Annotated in this window: 17 protein-coding genes; 12 read left to right on the forward strand and 5 right to left on the reverse strand. The window is 36.7% G+C overall.

Translation table 11 applies throughout. The annotated features are described in order from the left end of the window. Positions 1-245: 245 nt before the first annotated feature. Positions 246-1,523 (forward strand): UDP-glucose dehydrogenase family protein, encoded by a 1,278-nt coding sequence (locus tag JCM9157_RS16745; RefSeq protein ID WP_035666542.1) that lies wholly within the window; start codon positions 246-248, stop codon positions 1,521-1,523. Further along, positions 1,520-2,467 (forward strand): NAD-dependent epimerase/dehydratase family protein, encoded by a 948-nt coding sequence (locus JCM9157_RS16750; RefSeq protein WP_035666543.1) that lies wholly within the window; start codon positions 1,520-1,522, stop codon positions 2,465-2,467. Before JCM9157_RS16745 ends, JCM9157_RS16750 begins: the two co-directional genes overlap by 4 nt. Before the next feature lie 373 nt (positions 2,468-2,840). Here JCM9157_RS16750 and JCM9157_RS24120 read toward each other — a convergent pair whose 3' ends face one another. Further along, positions 2,841-4,844, reverse strand: coding sequence for a glycosyltransferase family 4 protein (locus tag JCM9157_RS24120; protein ID WP_081734225.1), 2,004 nt, complete (start codon positions 4,842-4,844; stop codon positions 2,841-2,843). Beyond that, on the reverse strand, positions 4,844-5,938 hold the full coding sequence (locus JCM9157_RS16760) for a CotS family spore coat protein (RefSeq protein WP_035666544.1): 1,095 nt from the start codon (positions 5,936-5,938) through the stop codon (positions 4,844-4,846). Before JCM9157_RS16760 ends, JCM9157_RS24120 begins: the two co-directional genes overlap by 1 nt. A 350-nt stretch (positions 5,939-6,288) precedes the next feature. Between JCM9157_RS16760 and JCM9157_RS16765 the strand changes: the two genes are divergently transcribed. From JCM9157_RS16765 to JCM9157_RS16770, 3 genes are all read left to right on the forward strand, one after another. Continuing rightward, positions 6,289-7,278: an AimR family lysis-lysogeny pheromone receptor gene (locus tag JCM9157_RS16765; RefSeq protein ID WP_035666545.1), complete on the forward strand. Its 990-nt coding sequence runs from the start codon at positions 6,289-6,291 to the stop codon at positions 7,276-7,278. A 15-nt stretch (positions 7,279-7,293) separates the two neighbouring features. After that, positions 7,294-7,455: a hypothetical protein gene (locus JCM9157_RS24705; RefSeq protein ID WP_156321502.1), complete on the forward strand. Its 162-nt coding sequence runs from the start codon at positions 7,294-7,296 to the stop codon at positions 7,453-7,455. 177 nt (positions 7,456-7,632) lie between these two features. Further along, complete coding sequence (locus JCM9157_RS16770) at positions 7,633-7,884, forward strand: hypothetical protein (protein ID WP_035666546.1); 252 nt, start codon at positions 7,633-7,635, stop codon at positions 7,882-7,884. A 134-nt stretch (positions 7,885-8,018) separates the two neighbouring features. Here JCM9157_RS16770 and JCM9157_RS16775 read toward each other — a convergent pair whose 3' ends face one another. Both JCM9157_RS16775 and JCM9157_RS16780 read right to left on the reverse strand, forming a co-directional pair. Continuing rightward, positions 8,019-8,534 carry a manganese efflux pump gene (locus tag JCM9157_RS16775; protein ID WP_035666547.1) on the reverse strand — a complete coding sequence of 172 codons (516 nt, stop codon included), beginning with the start codon at positions 8,532-8,534 and terminating at the stop codon, positions 8,019-8,021. A gap of 61 nt (positions 8,535-8,595) precedes the next feature. Further along, positions 8,596-8,832 (reverse strand): hypothetical protein, encoded by a 237-nt coding sequence (locus JCM9157_RS16780; protein WP_035666548.1) that lies wholly within the window; start codon positions 8,830-8,832, stop codon positions 8,596-8,598. Between the two features lie 114 nt (positions 8,833-8,946). Here JCM9157_RS16780 and JCM9157_RS16785 point away from each other — a divergent pair, with 114 nt between their 5' ends. The 4 genes from JCM9157_RS16785 to JCM9157_RS26235 all read left to right on the forward strand — a co-directional run bounded on the left by JCM9157_RS16785 (position 8,947) and on the right by JCM9157_RS26235 (position 11,735). After that, positions 8,947-10,068, forward strand: a complete 1,122-nt coding sequence (locus JCM9157_RS16785) for a cysteine desulfurase family protein (protein WP_035666549.1) — start codon at positions 8,947-8,949, stop codon at positions 10,066-10,068. 74 nt (positions 10,069-10,142) lie between these two features. Beyond that, positions 10,143-10,421, forward strand: a complete 279-nt coding sequence (locus tag JCM9157_RS16790) for a hypothetical protein (protein WP_035666550.1) — start codon at positions 10,143-10,145, stop codon at positions 10,419-10,421. 38 nt (positions 10,422-10,459) lie between these two features. Beyond that, complete coding sequence (kynU, locus tag JCM9157_RS16795) at positions 10,460-11,656, forward strand: kynureninase (RefSeq protein WP_439644349.1); 1,197 nt, start codon at positions 10,460-10,462, stop codon at positions 11,654-11,656. After that, a complete protein-coding gene (locus tag JCM9157_RS26235) occupies positions 11,607-11,735 on the forward strand; it encodes a hypothetical protein (RefSeq protein ID WP_439644352.1) in 129 nt (42 codons plus the stop codon). The genes kynU and JCM9157_RS26235 overlap by 50 nt, the downstream gene beginning before the upstream one ends. A gap of 65 nt (positions 11,736-11,800) precedes the next feature. Here JCM9157_RS26235 and JCM9157_RS16800 read toward each other — a convergent pair whose 3' ends face one another. Further along, entirely contained in the window at positions 11,801-12,385 is a 585-nt protein-coding gene (locus JCM9157_RS16800; RefSeq protein ID WP_035666551.1) for a hypothetical protein, read from the reverse strand. A gap of 282 nt (positions 12,386-12,667) precedes the next feature. Between JCM9157_RS16800 and JCM9157_RS16805 the strand changes: the two genes are divergently transcribed. The 3 genes from JCM9157_RS16805 (at position 12,668) to JCM9157_RS16815 (ending at position 17,137) form a co-directional block, all read left to right on the forward strand. Next, positions 12,668-15,523 (forward strand): 2-oxoglutarate dehydrogenase E1 component, encoded by a 2,856-nt coding sequence (locus JCM9157_RS16805; RefSeq protein WP_035666552.1) that lies wholly within the window; start codon positions 12,668-12,670, stop codon positions 15,521-15,523. 15 nt (positions 15,524-15,538) lie between these two features. Further along, positions 15,539-16,795: a 2-oxoglutarate dehydrogenase complex dihydrolipoyllysine-residue succinyltransferase gene (gene odhB, locus JCM9157_RS16810; RefSeq protein ID WP_035666553.1), complete on the forward strand. Its 1,257-nt coding sequence runs from the start codon at positions 15,539-15,541 to the stop codon at positions 16,793-16,795. A gap of 141 nt (positions 16,796-16,936) precedes the next feature. Continuing rightward, complete coding sequence (locus JCM9157_RS16815; RefSeq protein WP_035666554.1) at positions 16,937-17,137, forward strand: DUF6501 family protein; 201 nt, start codon at positions 16,937-16,939, stop codon at positions 17,135-17,137. The last annotated feature ends 46 nt before the right edge of the window (positions 17,138-17,183 follow it).

Consider the following 17,183-nt stretch of genomic DNA (forward strand, 5'->3'; position numbering starts at 1 on the left):
AACCCTTACCTATTCAATTTGCATATTTATTATTTATATTCTTAAAATTTAAATTTATACACTTGCTCTTAGCAAACATGTTCCTCTTATCCTATTCGTCTAAGCAAAAGGGGGGAAGTAGTCCTAGAAAAAAAGGCATTTCAACTAGGGTAATAGCTTATTTTACGGGTAATCCACACTAATCTAAACTTTTGTTAATATGATATAAAAATTGGATATTATTTTTATAAAGAGGAGTCGAAGCTATGGAAGTATGTGTAATAGGCGCAGGCTATGTTGGACTCACAACTTCTGCTGTATTAGCTGATTTTGGACATAGTGTATATTGTGTGGACAAAGACAAACGTAAAATTGAAGTTCTATTAAATGGAAAGGTACCAATCTATGAACCAGGATTGGATAAAATGATAGAGAGAAATATCGAGAAGGGTAATTTAGTGTTCACTAGTAATTTAAAGGAGGCTATAAACAAGTGTTCCATTATTTTTATTGCAGTTGGGACACCGCTTTCAGAAGACGGCAAAGCAAATCTTCGTTTCTATCACTCAGTCATAGAAGAACTTTCCCCTCTGATAGATTCATACAAGGTCATTGTAACGAAAAGTACGGTTCCTATCGGGACTAATGAGCGACTGAACCAAACATTACTAGATAAAGGCGTTTCACCAGAGCTCTTTGATGTTGTTTCAAATCCAGAATTTTTGAGAGAAGGAACGGCATTATACGATATGTTGCATCCAGACAAGATTGTAATTGGTGTAAAAAATCCAAAACCAATAGAAAAATTGCAAAAATTATATAAAAATTTACAGGCGCCATATATTATCACAAGCTTAAACGGGGCTGAAATGATAAAGTATGCATCTAATGCCTTTTTAGCAATGAAGATCTCTTTTATTAATGAGCTCGCACAAATTAGTGATGCGTACAAGGTTGATATTAAGGATGTTTCTTTAGGACTTGGAACTGACCCTAGAATTGGTCCTCACTTTTTACAAGCTGGCTTAGGGTACGGGGGATCATGCTTACCAAAAGATTTAGCTGCATTGGAATATCAATCTTTAACAAAAGGGATCACACCTGTTTTGTTACAGTCGGCTCAAGCTATAAATAACCGCTTAATTGAAGTTTATATTCAAAAATTAAAAACACAAGTGGCTAACTTACAAGAAGCAAAAATTACCGTGTGGGGTGCTGCGTTTAAACCGAACACGGATGATACCCGTCATTCTCAAGCGATTAAATTAATGGAACGACTCAGGCAGGAAGGGTGTGACGTGCATGTGTTCGATCCAATTGTTAAATCGGTAGAAGGTGTAACCGTACATGATGATATGTATGCTTCAATAGATCAATCTGACGCGCTAGTTATCGCAACAGAATGGCCAGAATTTCTGAAAGCGGATTGGGACTTAGTGAAGGCAAAAATGAACGGCACCATCGTCTTAGACTGTAGAAATTGTGTACAGCCTAGAACACTCAAACATCATGGGTTAACGTACATTGGGGTGGCGAGACCATGAATATTTTAGTCACAGGAGCTGCAGGATTTATTGGATCAAGTTTGTGTGAGGTTTTACTAGAAAATCAAGATGTTACTATTACGGGAGTGGACCACTTTATTGGACCAACACCAGAATTCATTAAAAAAAAGAATTTGGTTCATCTTACACAGCATCCCCGTTTCCATTTTGTAAATGAGGATTTAATGTTAATAAATTGGAAGAAGTATTTAGAAGAAATTGACTGTGTTTATCATCTTGCTGGTATGCCAGGTGTTCGTGCAAGTTGGGGGGACGATTTCATTCGTTATGTTAGAAATAACATTGACGTGACCCAGAGGTTGCTCGAGGCTTGTAAGGGGGTTTCTCTGAAGAAGTTTATATATACTTCTACATCGTCTGTTTACGGAGAAAAGGTGGGTAAGGTGACTGAAGACTCGAAACCAGAACCGTTATCTCCTTATGGCATTACCAAATTAACAGGGGAATATTTATGTCATGTGTATCGAAAAAGTTTCGGTGTTCCGACGGTAATTTTGAGATATTTCACAGTGTATGGCCCTCGTCAACGAAGTGATATGGCTTTTCATAGATTTATCAAACGGGCATTAGACAAAAAGCCTATTCACATATTTGGTGATGGAACACAATCCCGTGATTTTACTTTCATTGCAGATTGTGCTGAGGCGACTGCTGCTGTAGCGACAGCTAATAATGTTATAGGTGAGACAATTAACATCGGTGGTAAAGAACGAGCGTCCATACTTGATATTATTTCTATGCTAGAGTCAATAATGGGAGAGCAGATTGAACTAGAGTTTATTGAGAAAGCGCTTGGTGAACCTAAACACACCTGGGCGGATATAACAAAAGCAGAAAGACTATTAAACTATCAACCTAAGATTGATCTTAAAACGGGATTGGAAAAGGAATATAAGTTCTTAAAAAGTATTTATGGTATGTAACAAAAAGAAACTGCCGGGTTAAAGTGAAGCACTTCTATCAAGGCAGTTTCTTTCGTTAAAAAGAGACTGGATTGCACATTGATTTGTGGTGCGGTCTTTTTCGTTTAGTTGTAGTTCTTATATGGGGGGACACTAGAGACCTTATTTGCTAAAAATTAATAATTTTGAGAGGCTAAGAGGACAGGGGGGCCCTTATTATCTGAAAATCACAAGGATTTGGCGTTCCATTTAGCTAATAAAGTCTCTACAGTCCTCCTAAGTAATGAAATGGCTCTGTCAGCCTTAAATAAGTGCTCTGTTGTCCGTCTCCATCTAAATACATAAAAAACAGATAAAACCTGTAGCTTAATATAATGGCTACAGGCTTAAAATACTAATTTCTTCTTCGTGACGATCGACTCTTTCTTTTCTCAGCTAGTTTCGAAAAGAGTTTGGCTGTTGTAATATCATTAACTGATTCTAAAAGGTTGCTCGGTTTTTGAGGTTGATTTTTGAAATTTCTTTCAAGTTGATTTAATAACGTCTTAATTTCTTGAGACGACTGACTAGAGTTTGATTTTGTTTTTTCTTCAATAATAGATTGCAATAAATCTAATAAGGATTCTTGTTTATTTAATTCAGAGAGAAATAGTTTCCTTACTCTTTGTTTCTTTTGTTGTTGTTCCTCACCTAAAGGTAGTTCATTTGTTTCATTAGAGTCAGTCTGATTTAATTGGTCGTTAAGGTCCTCAATAACTTCTTCAATTGGAGCAGAATCAACAGGAGTTTCAGATAGAGACTCAGGTTGATTGACTTGGTCATTAAGATCTTCAATAACTTCTGTGATTGGAGCAGAGTCAATAGGTGTTTCTGAACCTAACTCAGGTTGGTTAACTTGCTCATTAAGATCTTCAATAGCTTCTGTGATTGGAGCAGAGCCATTAAGTGTTTCTGAACCTGACTCAGGTTGGTCGACTTGGTCATTAAGATCTTCAATAACTTCTGTGATTGGGGCAGAGTCAATAGGTATTTCTGAACCTGACTCAGGTTGGTTGACTTGGTCATTAAGATCTTCAATAACTTCTGTGAGTGGGGCAGAGTCAATAGGTATTTCTGAACCTGACTCAGGTTGGTTAACTTGGTCATTAAGGTCTTCAATAACTTCTGTGATTGGCAGGTTATTACCTGTTTCGGCGAATTCTTCTACCATACTTTCTTCAATATCTTCGGAGTAACCTATGCCGTTCTTTATTCGATTTTCTACTTCAGTCCAAACATCTAAAATATCGTTAGCTACACGACTCCAAATGAAATTTTTCTCGGCAAGTTCTCTTCCTTTCTTTCCGAGTTTCTTACACAATTTAGGATCAGAAAGTAGGTGTGTAAGATGTTTGACAAAACACTGAGGGTCCTCAGGTTCCTCGACAACGAAACCGTTCTCATTGTCAAAAATTACTTCAGGATTTCCACCACGTGCTGTTGTTAAAATAGGGAGGCCTGAAGCCATAGCCTCATAGTGAACTCTGGCAAGTGGTTCTTGCCATTGTGAAGGACAAACAAAAACATCAGCAGCAGCAAACCATTTTTGTATTTCTGTAGGGTGGACAAAACCTGTGTTAACGACTGGGATAGGTAATCGTTCAGCTAGAGCGCGGACATAAGCGATATAATCGGTAACGGCGTCAACGCTAAACCATTTACTACCTACCATTACCAATGCAATATTCGGATGTTCTTTTGCAAGGTCAGGCATGGCTTTCACCAGAATATCAGCCCCTTTATTAGGGGATAACCTACCCGCAAATAAAATTACTTTCTTATCAGTTAAATCATGTTCTTCTCGAATCGCTTCTCTCATTTTAAGAGCTTTATCTGAATGTGGAGGGACAAAGCGATCAATGTCAACTCCAGAATAAATCGTTTTTAATTTGGGTTTAGCTTTTGGGAAAGGATCAGAGATCGTTTTCCCAATATAGTCACTAACTGTAATGATTTTATCTAGATTTTCAACCGCTCCAGCACCTTCGTCATATTCAATCTTTTCTGGTTTAAACATATCGTTATGCATACTTAAAACGATTCTTGAAGTTGGTGCTTGTTCGCGAACTGGTAACACTAAGCGAGGACGGTTGAAAATGTGAATGAGATCAAACGTATGATCTTTTAAGAATTCACAGACACCTTCGACATAGGTCTCAACTAAACCACCTACTTTACGAACATAACGAACTCCATTAACTGTCTCATCATCAGCTAGCGAAGGGTCGGTTGTTCCTAAAATAGTAAGGTCATGTTCCTTAGATAAAAACGAAGTAACTCCATCAATATATGTTTGAATAGCACCACCTCGTACAGCTGGAACTGGAAGCTTCTCTGTACAAATCATGAGGATCTTCATCAAGTAATAGCTCCTTTCCATTCCTTCAGTTCTTCAAGTGCAGGCCATTTTGTCTTATCTGATTCGACAATGCCCTTGACAATTGAATCTAGTTCCGCGTCCATAAATTCAGTAGGTTCATAAAGAAGGTCTTTTACTTGTAGATAAAACTCATTAGGCAAGGACATATCAATGATCAATAAATCCATCAAATCTTGGCTGATTGGATTTGTTTCATGATAAGCTTCAATCATTCCTTTCATCCAAGTAGGGTCCCAAAACCCTAGTTCTTCCATTTGTCCTGTAATAAGCTTTCTAAGATCTCGAATAGGGATGTCATAAGCAACACCGTCTAGATCTATCAACCACACGCCTCCTGGACCAAGTTGACCATTTGCCCAACCGTAGTCTTGGTGAACTAGCCCCCATTCAGTGTTTCCTTTTTTAATAAGTTCTGAATAAGCCGATTCGTTTAGTTTAATTAAGGCCTCTTTTGCTTGTTGTTCAAATAAGTCGGTACAAGACAAAAGGGTAGGACTCGCAATGGTTTCTGGATAAGCTTTAGCGATATCTTTAAACCATGTCATTTTTGTAATCATCTTTTCATATTTTCGTGGCCAACGATATAGTCTTGATGGTTTTTCAGAGCCTCGTGGAGGTTCATACCCTTTTGAAAGGCGATGGAATTCACCTAACCCTGCACATAACTGCTGGGCACCTTTTAAGTCTTTTGATGCTTCTGTCAGAGAAATCCACTCGGCGATAAACCAAAGCTTTCCTCCCATCTCAATAAAGTTTTCACCGGACTTCGTTTTGAAAATAGGGGGTACCCGTGCATCTTTTTCTTCTACTAAATATTGCTGCGCACCAAGACTAAACAAACTCCTTGTTGGTCTTCTGTGAAGAACTTTTAAACTAAAAGGTCCTTTGTTTGTTTCTATTTTCCAAATTAAACCACCTTTATCCGCCTTAGTAGCGACTACAGTGCGATTTGTAACGTTAAGATCATAATAGGTTAGGACTTTATCAGCCATTTCTTCTATATACATAGGCACATAGGAATCATCGTTTAATGTATCATCCAAATCCCATGGGACAATGATATCTTCTGTCATTATTTTCCCTCCAATACTCTCTTCTCATAGTAAGGTATTCATCTAGATGAAATAGGTATAGATAAGCACCTAAAAAGGAGGAAGAAAGATTCGATCGGAAGAGACAGCTAATGATTGTAAGCAAAAATCGCCTTCAACTAAGAATGTATTACACGCCTTTTACATTTATGAATAGGTAATTATAAAAAGTAGAACGTAGGTTCAAGTCCATTTACAGTAAGACTGAAATATAAAAAATAAAGTTATGAAAAAAATTGGTAAAAAAGAAGGAAATAAAACGAATAAGTTAGAAATAGTATACGTTAGAACGTTTTCTTCATGAAAATTGAAAATAAAAGGGTAGGATGTCTATGAACGAATTCATTACACCAGAGACGTTTAATGCTATTGATGACCTTGAGGAGTTTATAACGCATGTGGACCCAGAATCTTACATAGCTAGAGTTGCATTAGAGTATTTAGTGATAAATAGTAAGTCAGATCTCCTAGAAAAACTAATTGAAAAATTATTAACAAGCACTTCGGAAGAAAGCAGAACCTGGGCAGAGGTTTATCAGATTGATCATCTTCTATATAAACAAGAAATTAGCTTAATTGAAGCAACTAAGCAATTAACGTATAAGAAAGTTAAATCAGATGAATTAGCAACACTCATTAAGGTATTTCAATTGTATAATTATTATGATTTGAAAAATTTCGAAATGAGGGCTTCACTTAGTTCGCTAGTTGCAGTTGAAATTCCTCAATTAATAGATGGATTTATGAAAAATTCTTTGTTATGTCGAGAGAAGTTAATTATGCAAGGTGTTCATTTGCATTTAAATGAGGTCGAGGAATCTAGAAAATGTGGATTAGAGCTTTTAGAAAATGCTTTGACACCATCTATGAAAGCAATAGCTTATAATTTATTAGGAATTTCTTATATTATTTGTAATAAAGACATGGCTTTGGAAAATTTTCATAAATCTATTGATTTAGCTAAGAACCTACAAAATAATAGAATGCTTGATCAGGCTCAAATAAGTATGAACTTTACTTATTGTTATTGGAATGAAACAGATAAACTCAAAGAAGATCTATATGAATTAACTAGTTTAAATAACAAACAGGGTTTTGCCTTTTACTTGATAAAAACAGGTAAAAAAAATGAGGCTTTAAAGATCTTAGATGATATTGATCTTAAAATTGATAACGATTATTTGAAAGCATTTGATCAATACTACCGTGGGTTAATATCTGGAGAACGTCTATATTTTCAGAAATCCACTAAATACTTTGAGTTAGCTGGCAATTTATATTTTCGACAATTGCCACTAAACGAATTAAATAGAATTAATTAAAAGGAGGTGGTATTTATGAAGAAAATTGCAATAGTAGCAATTGTTTTGGGCTTGTTCGCAGTATCAAGTCAACAATTTAACCTTTCCAACCCAGAGGGAAGTGATAGAGTTAAATCAATAGAATTTGCAAACCCAGAAGGCAGTGATAGAGTTAAATCGGTAAATCAAGCTTTCTAATTTAATTTTTTTTTTAGTATTACATATCACTAGATAATCCACCTAATTAAAACTAGGTGGATTTATTTTTATATTTCTAATAACCAATACAGAAATCCAACTAAATTTCAATTCTTGATTCTTGCATTTGAAACTATTATGATGAGAGTAACAATAGTATGGAAGAGGGTAAAGGATATGAACATACCTAGATATCCAGTCGATTTCAATGATAGTATTCGTAACAAAAAAACAACTGAAGAAGGATTAAATGGGAAAATAAATTCGGAAATTGAAAGTATGATTGAATTTATGAATAGAAATAACACTAACAACCATTCGGTTGCTTTTGAAGATATTTTAATTATTATTGATCGGATTTATGAGGACGACGATAGCTATTTTGAAATTTCAGTAGCTAAGCAGCATAGTAGGGGAATTGTTCGCTAGATTATTTCCGAGGCAAGCGCAATAATAGATAAAAACCGACAATAACGGTGATTTTTCGATCTTAATTAAGAACAGGAGGTGCTTTTTGAGTACCTCCTTTTTCTTATGAGTTTTTATTTGGTAAAATCCTTTATTTAGAAAAGAAGCTTACTTAACCCTAGTAGAATAAAGACTAAGCCCGGGATAATGGACATATATCGAACGATGAAACGGTTTTTGGTTTCGTGTCCATAAATGATTCCGAGAATAAAGGCAACGAAAATAATCAAGCCAGCCAGCGGAGCAAACCAAAATGAGCGGTCTGCCAAACCGGCTTGGATGCCGTAACCTATACTGTCAACATTCATCAGTAAAGCAACCATTATAAAGTAAGAACGTCGATATAAAGGCATCTCACTAAAAAAATTATATACACCAATGACAATCAAAATAACACCTGCAAAAACCGATATGATGGACGTAGAAATAAGTTCGCCCAGTAGATGACCGATCCCCATTGAAAAAAAGATTATAAACGAAGAAAATAAAGCGATTAACATGATGATGATGAGAGGGATGCGAATTCTTTTTAGCCCAAATAAAAAACCGATGGCAAAAGCGTCTACACTAACCAGAATGGAGAGAAGAAGTAGAAAAACAAAAGAAAGCATACGCACACCCCATTAATAATTGTCAAAGGATTATATGCGTTGCTTGTCTAAAAGATGATAGTTATTCGTAGACGTCTCCTAACTCAAGTTTAACAGCGTGTAGCAAGTCCGTGTATTGCTGCGGGTTTTCAAATTGAATAGGTTCCCAGTTTCGTTTTACCCAAGCTAATAATTCATGCCCGTTAGAAAAAGATCGACCACTCGTATCAAATGTTCGTATTGCAAAAATGCCATTCTCAGGCTCAACAGTAACTAGACAAGGAATTTCACTTTCTTTCGATTGTAAGTTCATCTCCATATTACTCACTCCTTTTTCGTACTACTATACATTATTGATTTAATTGAAATTGTTATACATTCGCAAAAGTTACTGTTAAAATAAAGCCAATAATTGTGTGCTATGGAGGTTCATATGAAACAGATTTATTTAGATTATAACGCAAGTACTCCTCTCGCTCCTGAAGTTGTGGAGGTGATGACTCCTTTTCTTACAAAATATTACGGTAATCCATCGACTACTCATTTTGCTGCTATTGAAGCAAAAAAAGCGGTAGAGAAAGCGAGACAGCAAGTTGCCTCGTTCATTGGAGCAGCGAAAGAAGAGATCATCTTTACTAGTGGAGGAACGGAATCAAATAACCATGTGATTAGAAAAGTATTTGACCAACATCATCATAAGGGCAAACATTTTATCACAACAGCGATTGAACATCCTGCTGTTCACAAACCGTTAGAATATCTTAAACAGTTCGGTGCTGAAATTACGTATCTCCCTGTCGATAAGTACGGACAAGTATCTATTGATTCATTAAAAAAGGCAATCCGTTCAGATACCATTTTAATTACGATTATGCATGCGAATAATGAAGTAGGAACGATTCAACCTATCGAAAAAATAGGCGAAATAGCTAAACAACATGGAGTTTTATTTCATACAGATGCAGCTCAATCATTAGGGAAGATAGAAGTTGATGTTATAAAGCAGCAAGTCGATTTCCTTTCAATTGCTGGCCATAAGCTCTATGCTCCAAAAGGGATTGGTGCTTTGTATATACGGAAGGGAGTAGAACTGAAACCATATTTGTTAGGTGCTGGTCATGAAAATGGTTTAAGGGCCGGGACTGAAAATGTGATGTTCATAGCTGGATTAGGTGAAGCTTGCGAGACTGCGAAAAAATTTTTAATAGATATGTCAAAGACAAAACAATTAAAGGAAGAGTTTTTATCTTTGTTAAGAGACTATTTTCCTAATCAAATAACCGTAAACGGCCATCCTGTTGAATGTTTGCCAAATACGCTTAATATTAGTTTTAAAAATAGAATAGGACAAGATATCTTAACCGCTGTCCCTGAAATAGCAGCTTCAACAGGATCAGCATGTCATTCAGGTGTCGTTACGTTATCTCCTGTTTTAAAAGCGATGGGTGTCATGCCTGAGGAAGGGAAGGGAACGATTCGCTTTAGTTTGGGACGATTTACTACCGATGCTGAGATAAAATTTGCTGCTCAATATTTAAAAGTTCGATTAGCTTAGGGTTCAGTTTAATAAAAATTCTCGAAAAATAGTTGATTAACTAATCGTAATTGATGTAAAGGTGAGTATACATAATGATAGATTTAACTTTTGAAAAATACAGCGAATGTAAATTAGAAAATTTTAAAATAGTGGATTCTTATCGAGTTCAACAATGGATACATTTCATTGTCTCTTTTCGGGGGGATGTCCCTGCTGAATTAGTAGAACCTGAAGCCTTAGTAATCACCGGGGAATCTGGTTCTGTTTTACAAGTTATTTTAAGAGAAGAAGGCTGTGATTCACCCTTGTTTCAATTTACAGATAATGAAAAGAAACAAATTATAGAATGGTTTAAACAACAAGATCAGTAAGCATCTAGCCCTTAAAAATACGGGAAGGTGGAGTTATCATGACAAATTTTTTAGAAAAAGCGAGGCAATTAGATAAACAAGATCCTCTTAAGGATTTAAAAAAAGAATTTTACCTCAAAGAAGATAGTTATTATTTTGACGGTAATTCGCTAGGGTTATTGTCTAAAAAAGCGGAATCCGCCGTTTTTGAGATTTTGCAAATGTGGAAAGATAACCAAATTGATGGCTGGACAGAAGGGGAGTATCCTTGGTTCACTCTATCTGAAAAATTATCAGAGCAAATGGCACAAGTCGTAGGTGCAAAAAAGAAAGAAGTAATCATTACAGGGCAGACCACGACCAATTTACATCAATTAATTAGATCGCTTCGTCCTTTTAAGGATGGACGAACGAAAGTAATCGTTAATGAGTTGGAATTCCCTTCAGATATTTATGCTATTTCCGCTATTTTGGAAGAACAGGGGCTTGACCCTTTGCAACATCTTATTTCTGTTAAGAGTAAAGATGGTTATACAATTGCCACTGAAGACATTATCTCCGAGTTGAAAGATGATGTTGCCTTACTTTTGATGCCTTCTGTTTTATATCGAAGTGGTCAATTACTTGATATGAAGAAGCTAACCGAGGCAGCTCATAAAAAAGGTATTTTAGCCGTTTTTGATTGTAGTCACTCTGTTGGTTGTATTCCGCACGATTTTCATAATTGCGGAATAGACGCAGCCTTTTGGTGTACATATAAGTATTTAAACGGGGGACCTGGTGCTGTGGCAGGACTTTTCATTCATGAAAAACACCTTCCTATTAAGGCGGCTTTGGCCGGTTGGTTTGGATCTGATAAAAGCAAACAATTTGATATGGCTCATAATTTTACACCTGCAGATGAGGCTGGTTCCCTACAAAGTGGGACGCCGCATATATTAAGTATAGCGCCGTTAATCGGATCTCTTTCAATCACACTCGAAGCTGGAATACAGGAAATACGAGAAAAATCATTAGCTTTAACTGATTTTCTAATGGAGATAGCAAAGGAACTACTCGATTTTAATTTTGAATACACAACTCCTAGTCTAGCGAATGAGAGAGGAGGGCATATCAGCTTATCTCACCCTGAGGCGGCAAGGATCTGTAAGGCTCTTAAAGCAGAAGGGGTTATTTCAGATTTCAGATTTCAGATCGCCTTCTATCATTCGACTTGCACCTGTAGCATTATATACTTCTTTTTCAGATGTGTATGAAAGCCTATTAATTCTGAAGAAAATTATGGACGAAGAAACGTATAAGAAATTCTCTAATGAAAGAGGAGTAGTCGCTTAATAAATGAGAAGAAGCCTGCCCTATGCCAATTAATTAGCATAGTGACAGGCTTCTTCTCATTTATACTACAGGTCTAGTGAAATACTTTGAAAATAGTCGATGACTTCAGTGGGGTTATTAATCAAGTCAAGTCCAAGCTTTTTTAAATTAGCTTCATGCTTCAATTGAAATGTTCTATCTTCGTCTTGAAACGTTTTTGTCCAATACTGTAATTCCTTCTTTTGATCTTCGTTTAAAGAGTCTTCAATTGTTAAGCAAATAAAAGTTCGACAAACATTGTTCTTAAAAGAAGGATCAAGTGTACACCCAATCTCAAAGTATTGACAGACTGAATAAGAAAGCTGAAGATCTTCTCTCTCTATTTTTGTCAGCTTTGAGTGATTTGTTTTGTGAAATTCAGAATGGATATTCGCATGTACTTTGACGGAAAAAGGAAATACTTCCGCCTTAGGATGACTGAGTACGTCTTCTTTTAAAAATAAAGGGTCTTTCAATGCCATGTTTGCGATTTCTAAGAGGCGAAAGGTTGGGCTATACGAGCAACAACCGACTTTTGGGAGACTGTTAGTAGGCGGTTGGAAAAATTCGTCTTGACAAAAAAGGCATGAATTTGAAAGAATTTGTCTTTTTGTCTGATCAATTTGTATCATGTTTCTCAAATCCTTTATTGGGTATGGTTACTATTAATAAAAAAATTATTAAATCCTTAAAAAAAACTAGATTTTCTGAATAAAAAGATTTAAAATTTCTTATTGTGAGTTGTTATTTCTAATGTGATGACAATTTGGGAAAATGTCAATTAGATTGGTCTAAAAAAGTTAGAAATATCCTTTAACAATTGTGACAATCATGTTAAAATGGTAATGAAAGCGTTACATTTAATTCAAATTCATAGATTTAACTTTTAAGTTAAACTAGGAGGTCATTATTTTATGTCAAGCAAGGGGCACAAAGCGGAAGAACCATGGCAAGGGTTTCATGGTCCGAATCTTGGCGTAGCAATTGAGCTTTACGAAGAGTATTCAAAAAACCCTGAAGCTGTAGAAGCAGATCTTAGAGAGTTATTCGACATTTGGGGTCCACCGCCTGTGGACGAACAACAGTCAAATAGAAGTCAGAATGTAGCTGTTGCTGATTCTGGTGTTTCTGCTGCCTCACCTGATACAGTAAGGAAGTTCGTAAATGCTGTTAAATTAGCAGATATGATTCGTAGAAAAGGTCATTTAGTTTCAGATATTAATCCTATATCTAAAAATGAAACACATACTCATTTATTAGAACTAAGTCAATATGATCTAACAGAAGAGTTCTTAAAACAAGTACCAGTAGACATGCTATGTCCTTACGCTCCAGCTCATGTTAAAAATGGACTAGATGCCATCAATCACTTAAAAGCTGTTTACACAAAAACAACAGCCTTTGAATTTAACCATGTACATGACATGGAAGAGCGTGAGTGGTTAATGAAAATGGTTGAGTCTGGGATGTATTTACCAAACTTGACAAAACAACAAAGGTTAAATCTTTTAAAACGACTAACTCAAGTAGAAGGCTTTGAGAAATTTGTTCATCGTACATTCGTTGGTCAAAAGCGTTTCTCGATTGAAGGATTGGATATGTTAGTTCCGATGCTTGATGAAGCTGTTCGTGAAGTCGTTCATGAAGGAACTCAAAATGTTTTAATTGGAATGGCCCATCGTGGTCGCTTAAATGTTTTAGCACATACGTTAAGCAAACCTTATAAAATGATATTCTCAGAATTTTTACATGCGCCAAGTAAGGACCAAGATCCATCTGGTGGTTCCAAAGGAATTAATGGTTGGACTGGGGATGTGAAATATCACTTAGGTGCAGATCGTCAAATTCGTGAAGAAAACACAGCTGAAGCAACTGTGTCTCTAGCAAATAATCCAAGTCACTTGGAATTTGTTAGTCCAATAGTTGAAGGTTATGCAAGAGCAGCTCAAGAAGTAAGAACTTCAAAAGGCTTTCCTGAGCAAACTGTTTCAAAAGCATATTCTATCTTAATTCATGGAGATGCTGCTTTCCCAGGACAGGGAATTGTGACTGAAACGTTGAACCTTAGCCGATTGAAAGGTTATCAGACTGGTGGGTCTCTTCATATCATCGCTAACAACAATATTGGCTTTACGACTGAGACATATGATTCACGTTCAACTACATATGCCAGTGATCCAGCTAAAGGATTCGAAATTCCAATTATTCATGTGAATGCCGATGATCCAGAAGCATGTTTGGCTACTATTCACTTAGCTGTTCAATATCGCAAGCGTTTTAAGAAAGATTTCTTAATTGATTTAATTGGGTACCGTCGTTTAGGTCATAACGAGATGGATGAGCCTGCAGTGACTCAGCCACACACGTATCATTTAATTCGTAAGCACCCAACTGCTCGCGAGATTTACGTAAATCAACTAACTGAGAAGTCAGTTATTGATTCCAAGTACGGTGATGAATTAGATAAAGAGGTTCAAGACTACCTTCAAACCCAATATGACGACGTAGTGGGTAACAAGTCTAATCAAATAAAAGAAATGACACCACCTGATGTAGTAGTAAACGGACTACCACGTGTGAAGACAAGTGTTCCGATTGAGTTATTGAAAGAAATCAATGAGGACTTATTAAAGTGGCCTGAAAGCTTTTCAGCAAACACAAAGCTAGAGAAAATTTTGAAACGTCGTCTTCTATCTTTTGAAGAAAACGGAAAAATTGATTGGGCTTTGGCTGAAACACTTGCTTTTGCGACCATTCTTCATGATGGAACGCCAATTAGATTAAGTGGTCAAGATTCTGAGCGTGGAACATTTGCTCATCGTCATTTAGTCTTACATGATCGTGATACAAATGAAATGCATACACCGCTACAAACGTTTGATAAAGCCAATGCATCATTTGCTGTGTATAACAGTCCTCTTTCTGAGCAAGCTGTTGTTGGTTTTGAATACGGATATAATGTGCATGCACCAGAAACACTTGTTTTATGGGAAGCTCAGTTCGGAGATTTCGCTAATGGGGCTCAAGTAATGTTCGACCAATGGATTTCGGCTGGTCGTGCAAAATGGGGTCAGAAATCAGGATTAGTAATCTTATTGCCACATGGTTACGAGGGTCAAGGACCTGAGCACTCAAGTGGTCGTGTTGAACGTTTCTTAGTTCTTGCTGCAGAAAATAACTGGACAATTGCAAACTGTACGTCTGCTGCACAATATTTCCATATTTTAAGAAGGCAAGCTAAAATTCTTGAAAAGGATGCAGTTCGCCCATTAATTATCATGACTCCTAAGAGTTTATTACGTAACCAAGTAGTTGCCTCAACACACGAAGAATTCTCTGAAAGTGAATTTTTACCGGTGTTTGAACAGACTGGACTTGGTTCGAATACTGAGCAAGTGGAGCGTATTGTTTTATGTAGTGGTAAAGTGGCAATTGATTTATCTGATCGCGTTAAAAAGAATGAAGATGAAAACTGGGATTGGTTGCATATTGCGAGAGTAGAAGAGTTATATCCGTTCCCGAAAAAGCAAATTCGTGAATTGTTTGCTCGCTATAGCAATCTCAAGGAAATCGTCTGGGTTCAAGAAGAACCGAAAAACATGGGTGCTTGGCCTTACATCGAGTCACGTATTCGTGAGATCACTCCTGAAGGGACAGCTGTGAGCTATATCGGACGTACACATCGTTCAAGCCCAGCAGAAGGAGACCCAGTCGCACATAAAAAAGAACAAGAACGAATTGTAACTGAATCGTTAACACGTAAACAATAAGAGGAGGCCTTTTCCGTGATTGAAATTAAAGTACCAGAACTAGCAGAGTCGATTACAGAAGGAACGATTGCTCAATGGTTAAAAGAAGTTGGAGAGCATGTTAACCAAGGAGAGTTCATCGCTGAGTTAGAAACAGATAAAGTCAATGTTGAAATCGTAGCAGAGCACTCAGGAGTTATCAAAGAATTTAAAAGAGAACCTGGTGATACGGTCGAGGTTGGAGAAGTTATTGCTGTTATAGATGAAAGTGGTAGTGCAAGTGAAAATACTGCCGAAGTGGAATCTACTCCTGCACCTTCAACTGAAAAAGAAGTTAAAGAAACAATTCCTGCAGCAAAGGAAGAAAAGGTAGTTAGCTCTACTGATCGTCCGCTTGCTTCACCTGCAGCGAGAAAATTAGCTCGTGAAAAAGGAATTGACTTACAACAGGTTAGCACAACCGATCCTCTTGGACGTGTTCGTAAGCAAGACGTTGAGTCTCATGGTACGAAATCAACTCAAGCACCTTCGGCTCCGGCTGCACCAGCTAAAAAAGCACCAGCTGCACCTGTTACGTCTGAAGATCCTACAAAGCCAGCAGAACGTGTGAAGATGTCACGTCGTCGCCAAACGATTGCTAAGCGCCTTGTAGAATCACAACAAACAGCGGCAATGCTTACAACTTTTAACGAAGTTGATATGACAGCGGTAATGGAAGTGCGTAATCGTCGAAAAGATGCTTTTGTTGATAAAAATGGTGTGAAACTTGGTTTTATGTCTTTCTTTACAAAAGCAGTTGTAGCGGCTCTTAAGCAGTATCCTTTGCTAAATGCCGAGATTCAAGGTGATGAACTTCTTATCAAGAAATATTATGACATTGGCTGTGCTGTTTCAACTGATGAGGGATTAGTTGTTCCTGTTTTAAGAGATGCTGATCGTCTAAGCTTTGCTGGTATTGAACGTGGAATTGGTGAACTAGGTAAAAAAGCACGTGATAACAAGTTATCAATTGCTGACTTACAAGGTGGAACATTCACTATCACAAACGGTGGTGTATTCGGTTCACTTATGTCAACACCAATCTTAAATGCTCCTCAAGTTGGTATTCTAGGTATGCATAAGATTCAGTGGAGACCAGTAGCGATTGATCAAGAACGCTTTGAAAATCGCCCAATGATGTATATCGCACTTTCTTATGATCACCGAATTGTTGATGGAAAAGAGGCTGTTGGATTCTTAGTGACAGTTAAGAATTTGTTAGAAGATCCAGAGAATCTTTTATTAGAAGGTTAATAAGCGAGAAGGCTGACCTGTTAGGTTGGCCTTTTCTGCTTTTGTTTTACAATTTAGTTACATACAGGTATTCTGGTTTGCAAATTTAAAATTTACCATTATAATGGTACTATACACACAGAGAAAGAGAGTTGTCCTTACATGATTCATCAAACTTGGGCTGAAAAAGAAACAATTCGTACGATTGAATGTATTCATACAGATGCAAAAAAATATATGGTTAACCGTGCTTTAACAGCTGGTAAATCATATGAACTAAAAAATGAAACAGAGGAATTTTACTTTGTTATTGATAATACTGGTAAAATTGGTGGCTATTATAAAGAATATTTTAAAGGATAAGACAGCAGGTGCTGTCTTTTTTTACTAAAGTGTAGGAAAGGAGGAG

The organism is Halalkalibacter akibai JCM 9157 (genome assembly GCF_000513135.1).
GTDB classification, from domain to species: Bacteria; Bacillota; Bacilli; order Bacillales; family Bacillaceae_D; genus Halalkalibacter; species Halalkalibacter akibai.

Coding starts and splice junctions, on each gene's coding strand:
- JCM9157_RS16745 (WP_035666542.1), top strand. CDS start 246: ATGGAAGTATGTGTAATAGGCGCAGGCTATGTTGGACTCACAACTTCT.
- JCM9157_RS16750 (WP_035666543.1), top strand. CDS start 1,520: ATGAATATTTTAGTCACAGGAGCTGCAGGATTTATTGGATCAAGTTTG.
- JCM9157_RS24120 (WP_081734225.1), bottom strand. CDS start 4,844: ATGAAGATCCTCATGATTTGTACAGAGAAGCTTCCAGTTCCAGCTGTA.
- JCM9157_RS16760 (WP_035666544.1), bottom strand. CDS start 5,938: ATGACAGAAGATATCATTGTCCCATGGGATTTGGATGATACATTAAAC.
- JCM9157_RS16765 (WP_035666545.1), top strand. CDS start 6,289: ATGAACGAATTCATTACACCAGAGACGTTTAATGCTATTGATGACCTT.
- JCM9157_RS24705 (WP_156321502.1), top strand. CDS start 7,294: ATGAAGAAAATTGCAATAGTAGCAATTGTTTTGGGCTTGTTCGCAGTA.
- JCM9157_RS16770 (WP_035666546.1), top strand. CDS start 7,633: ATGAACATACCTAGATATCCAGTCGATTTCAATGATAGTATTCGTAAC.
- JCM9157_RS16775 (WP_035666547.1), bottom strand. CDS start 8,534: ATGCTTTCTTTTGTTTTTCTACTTCTTCTCTCCATTCTGGTTAGTGTA.
- JCM9157_RS16780 (WP_035666548.1), bottom strand. CDS start 8,832: ATGGAGATGAACTTACAATCGAAAGAAAGTGAAATTCCTTGTCTAGTT.
- JCM9157_RS16785 (WP_035666549.1), top strand. CDS start 8,947: ATGAAACAGATTTATTTAGATTATAACGCAAGTACTCCTCTCGCTCCT.
- JCM9157_RS16790 (WP_035666550.1), top strand. CDS start 10,143: ATGATAGATTTAACTTTTGAAAAATACAGCGAATGTAAATTAGAAAAT.
- kynU (WP_439644349.1), top strand. CDS start 10,460: ATGACAAATTTTTTAGAAAAAGCGAGGCAATTAGATAAACAAGATCCT.
- JCM9157_RS16800 (WP_035666551.1), bottom strand. CDS start 12,385: ATGATACAAATTGATCAGACAAAAAGACAAATTCTTTCAAATTCATGC.
- JCM9157_RS16805 (WP_035666552.1), top strand. CDS start 12,668: ATGTCAAGCAAGGGGCACAAAGCGGAAGAACCATGGCAAGGGTTTCAT.
- JCM9157_RS16815 (WP_035666554.1), top strand. CDS start 16,937: ATGATTCATCAAACTTGGGCTGAAAAAGAAACAATTCGTACGATTGAA.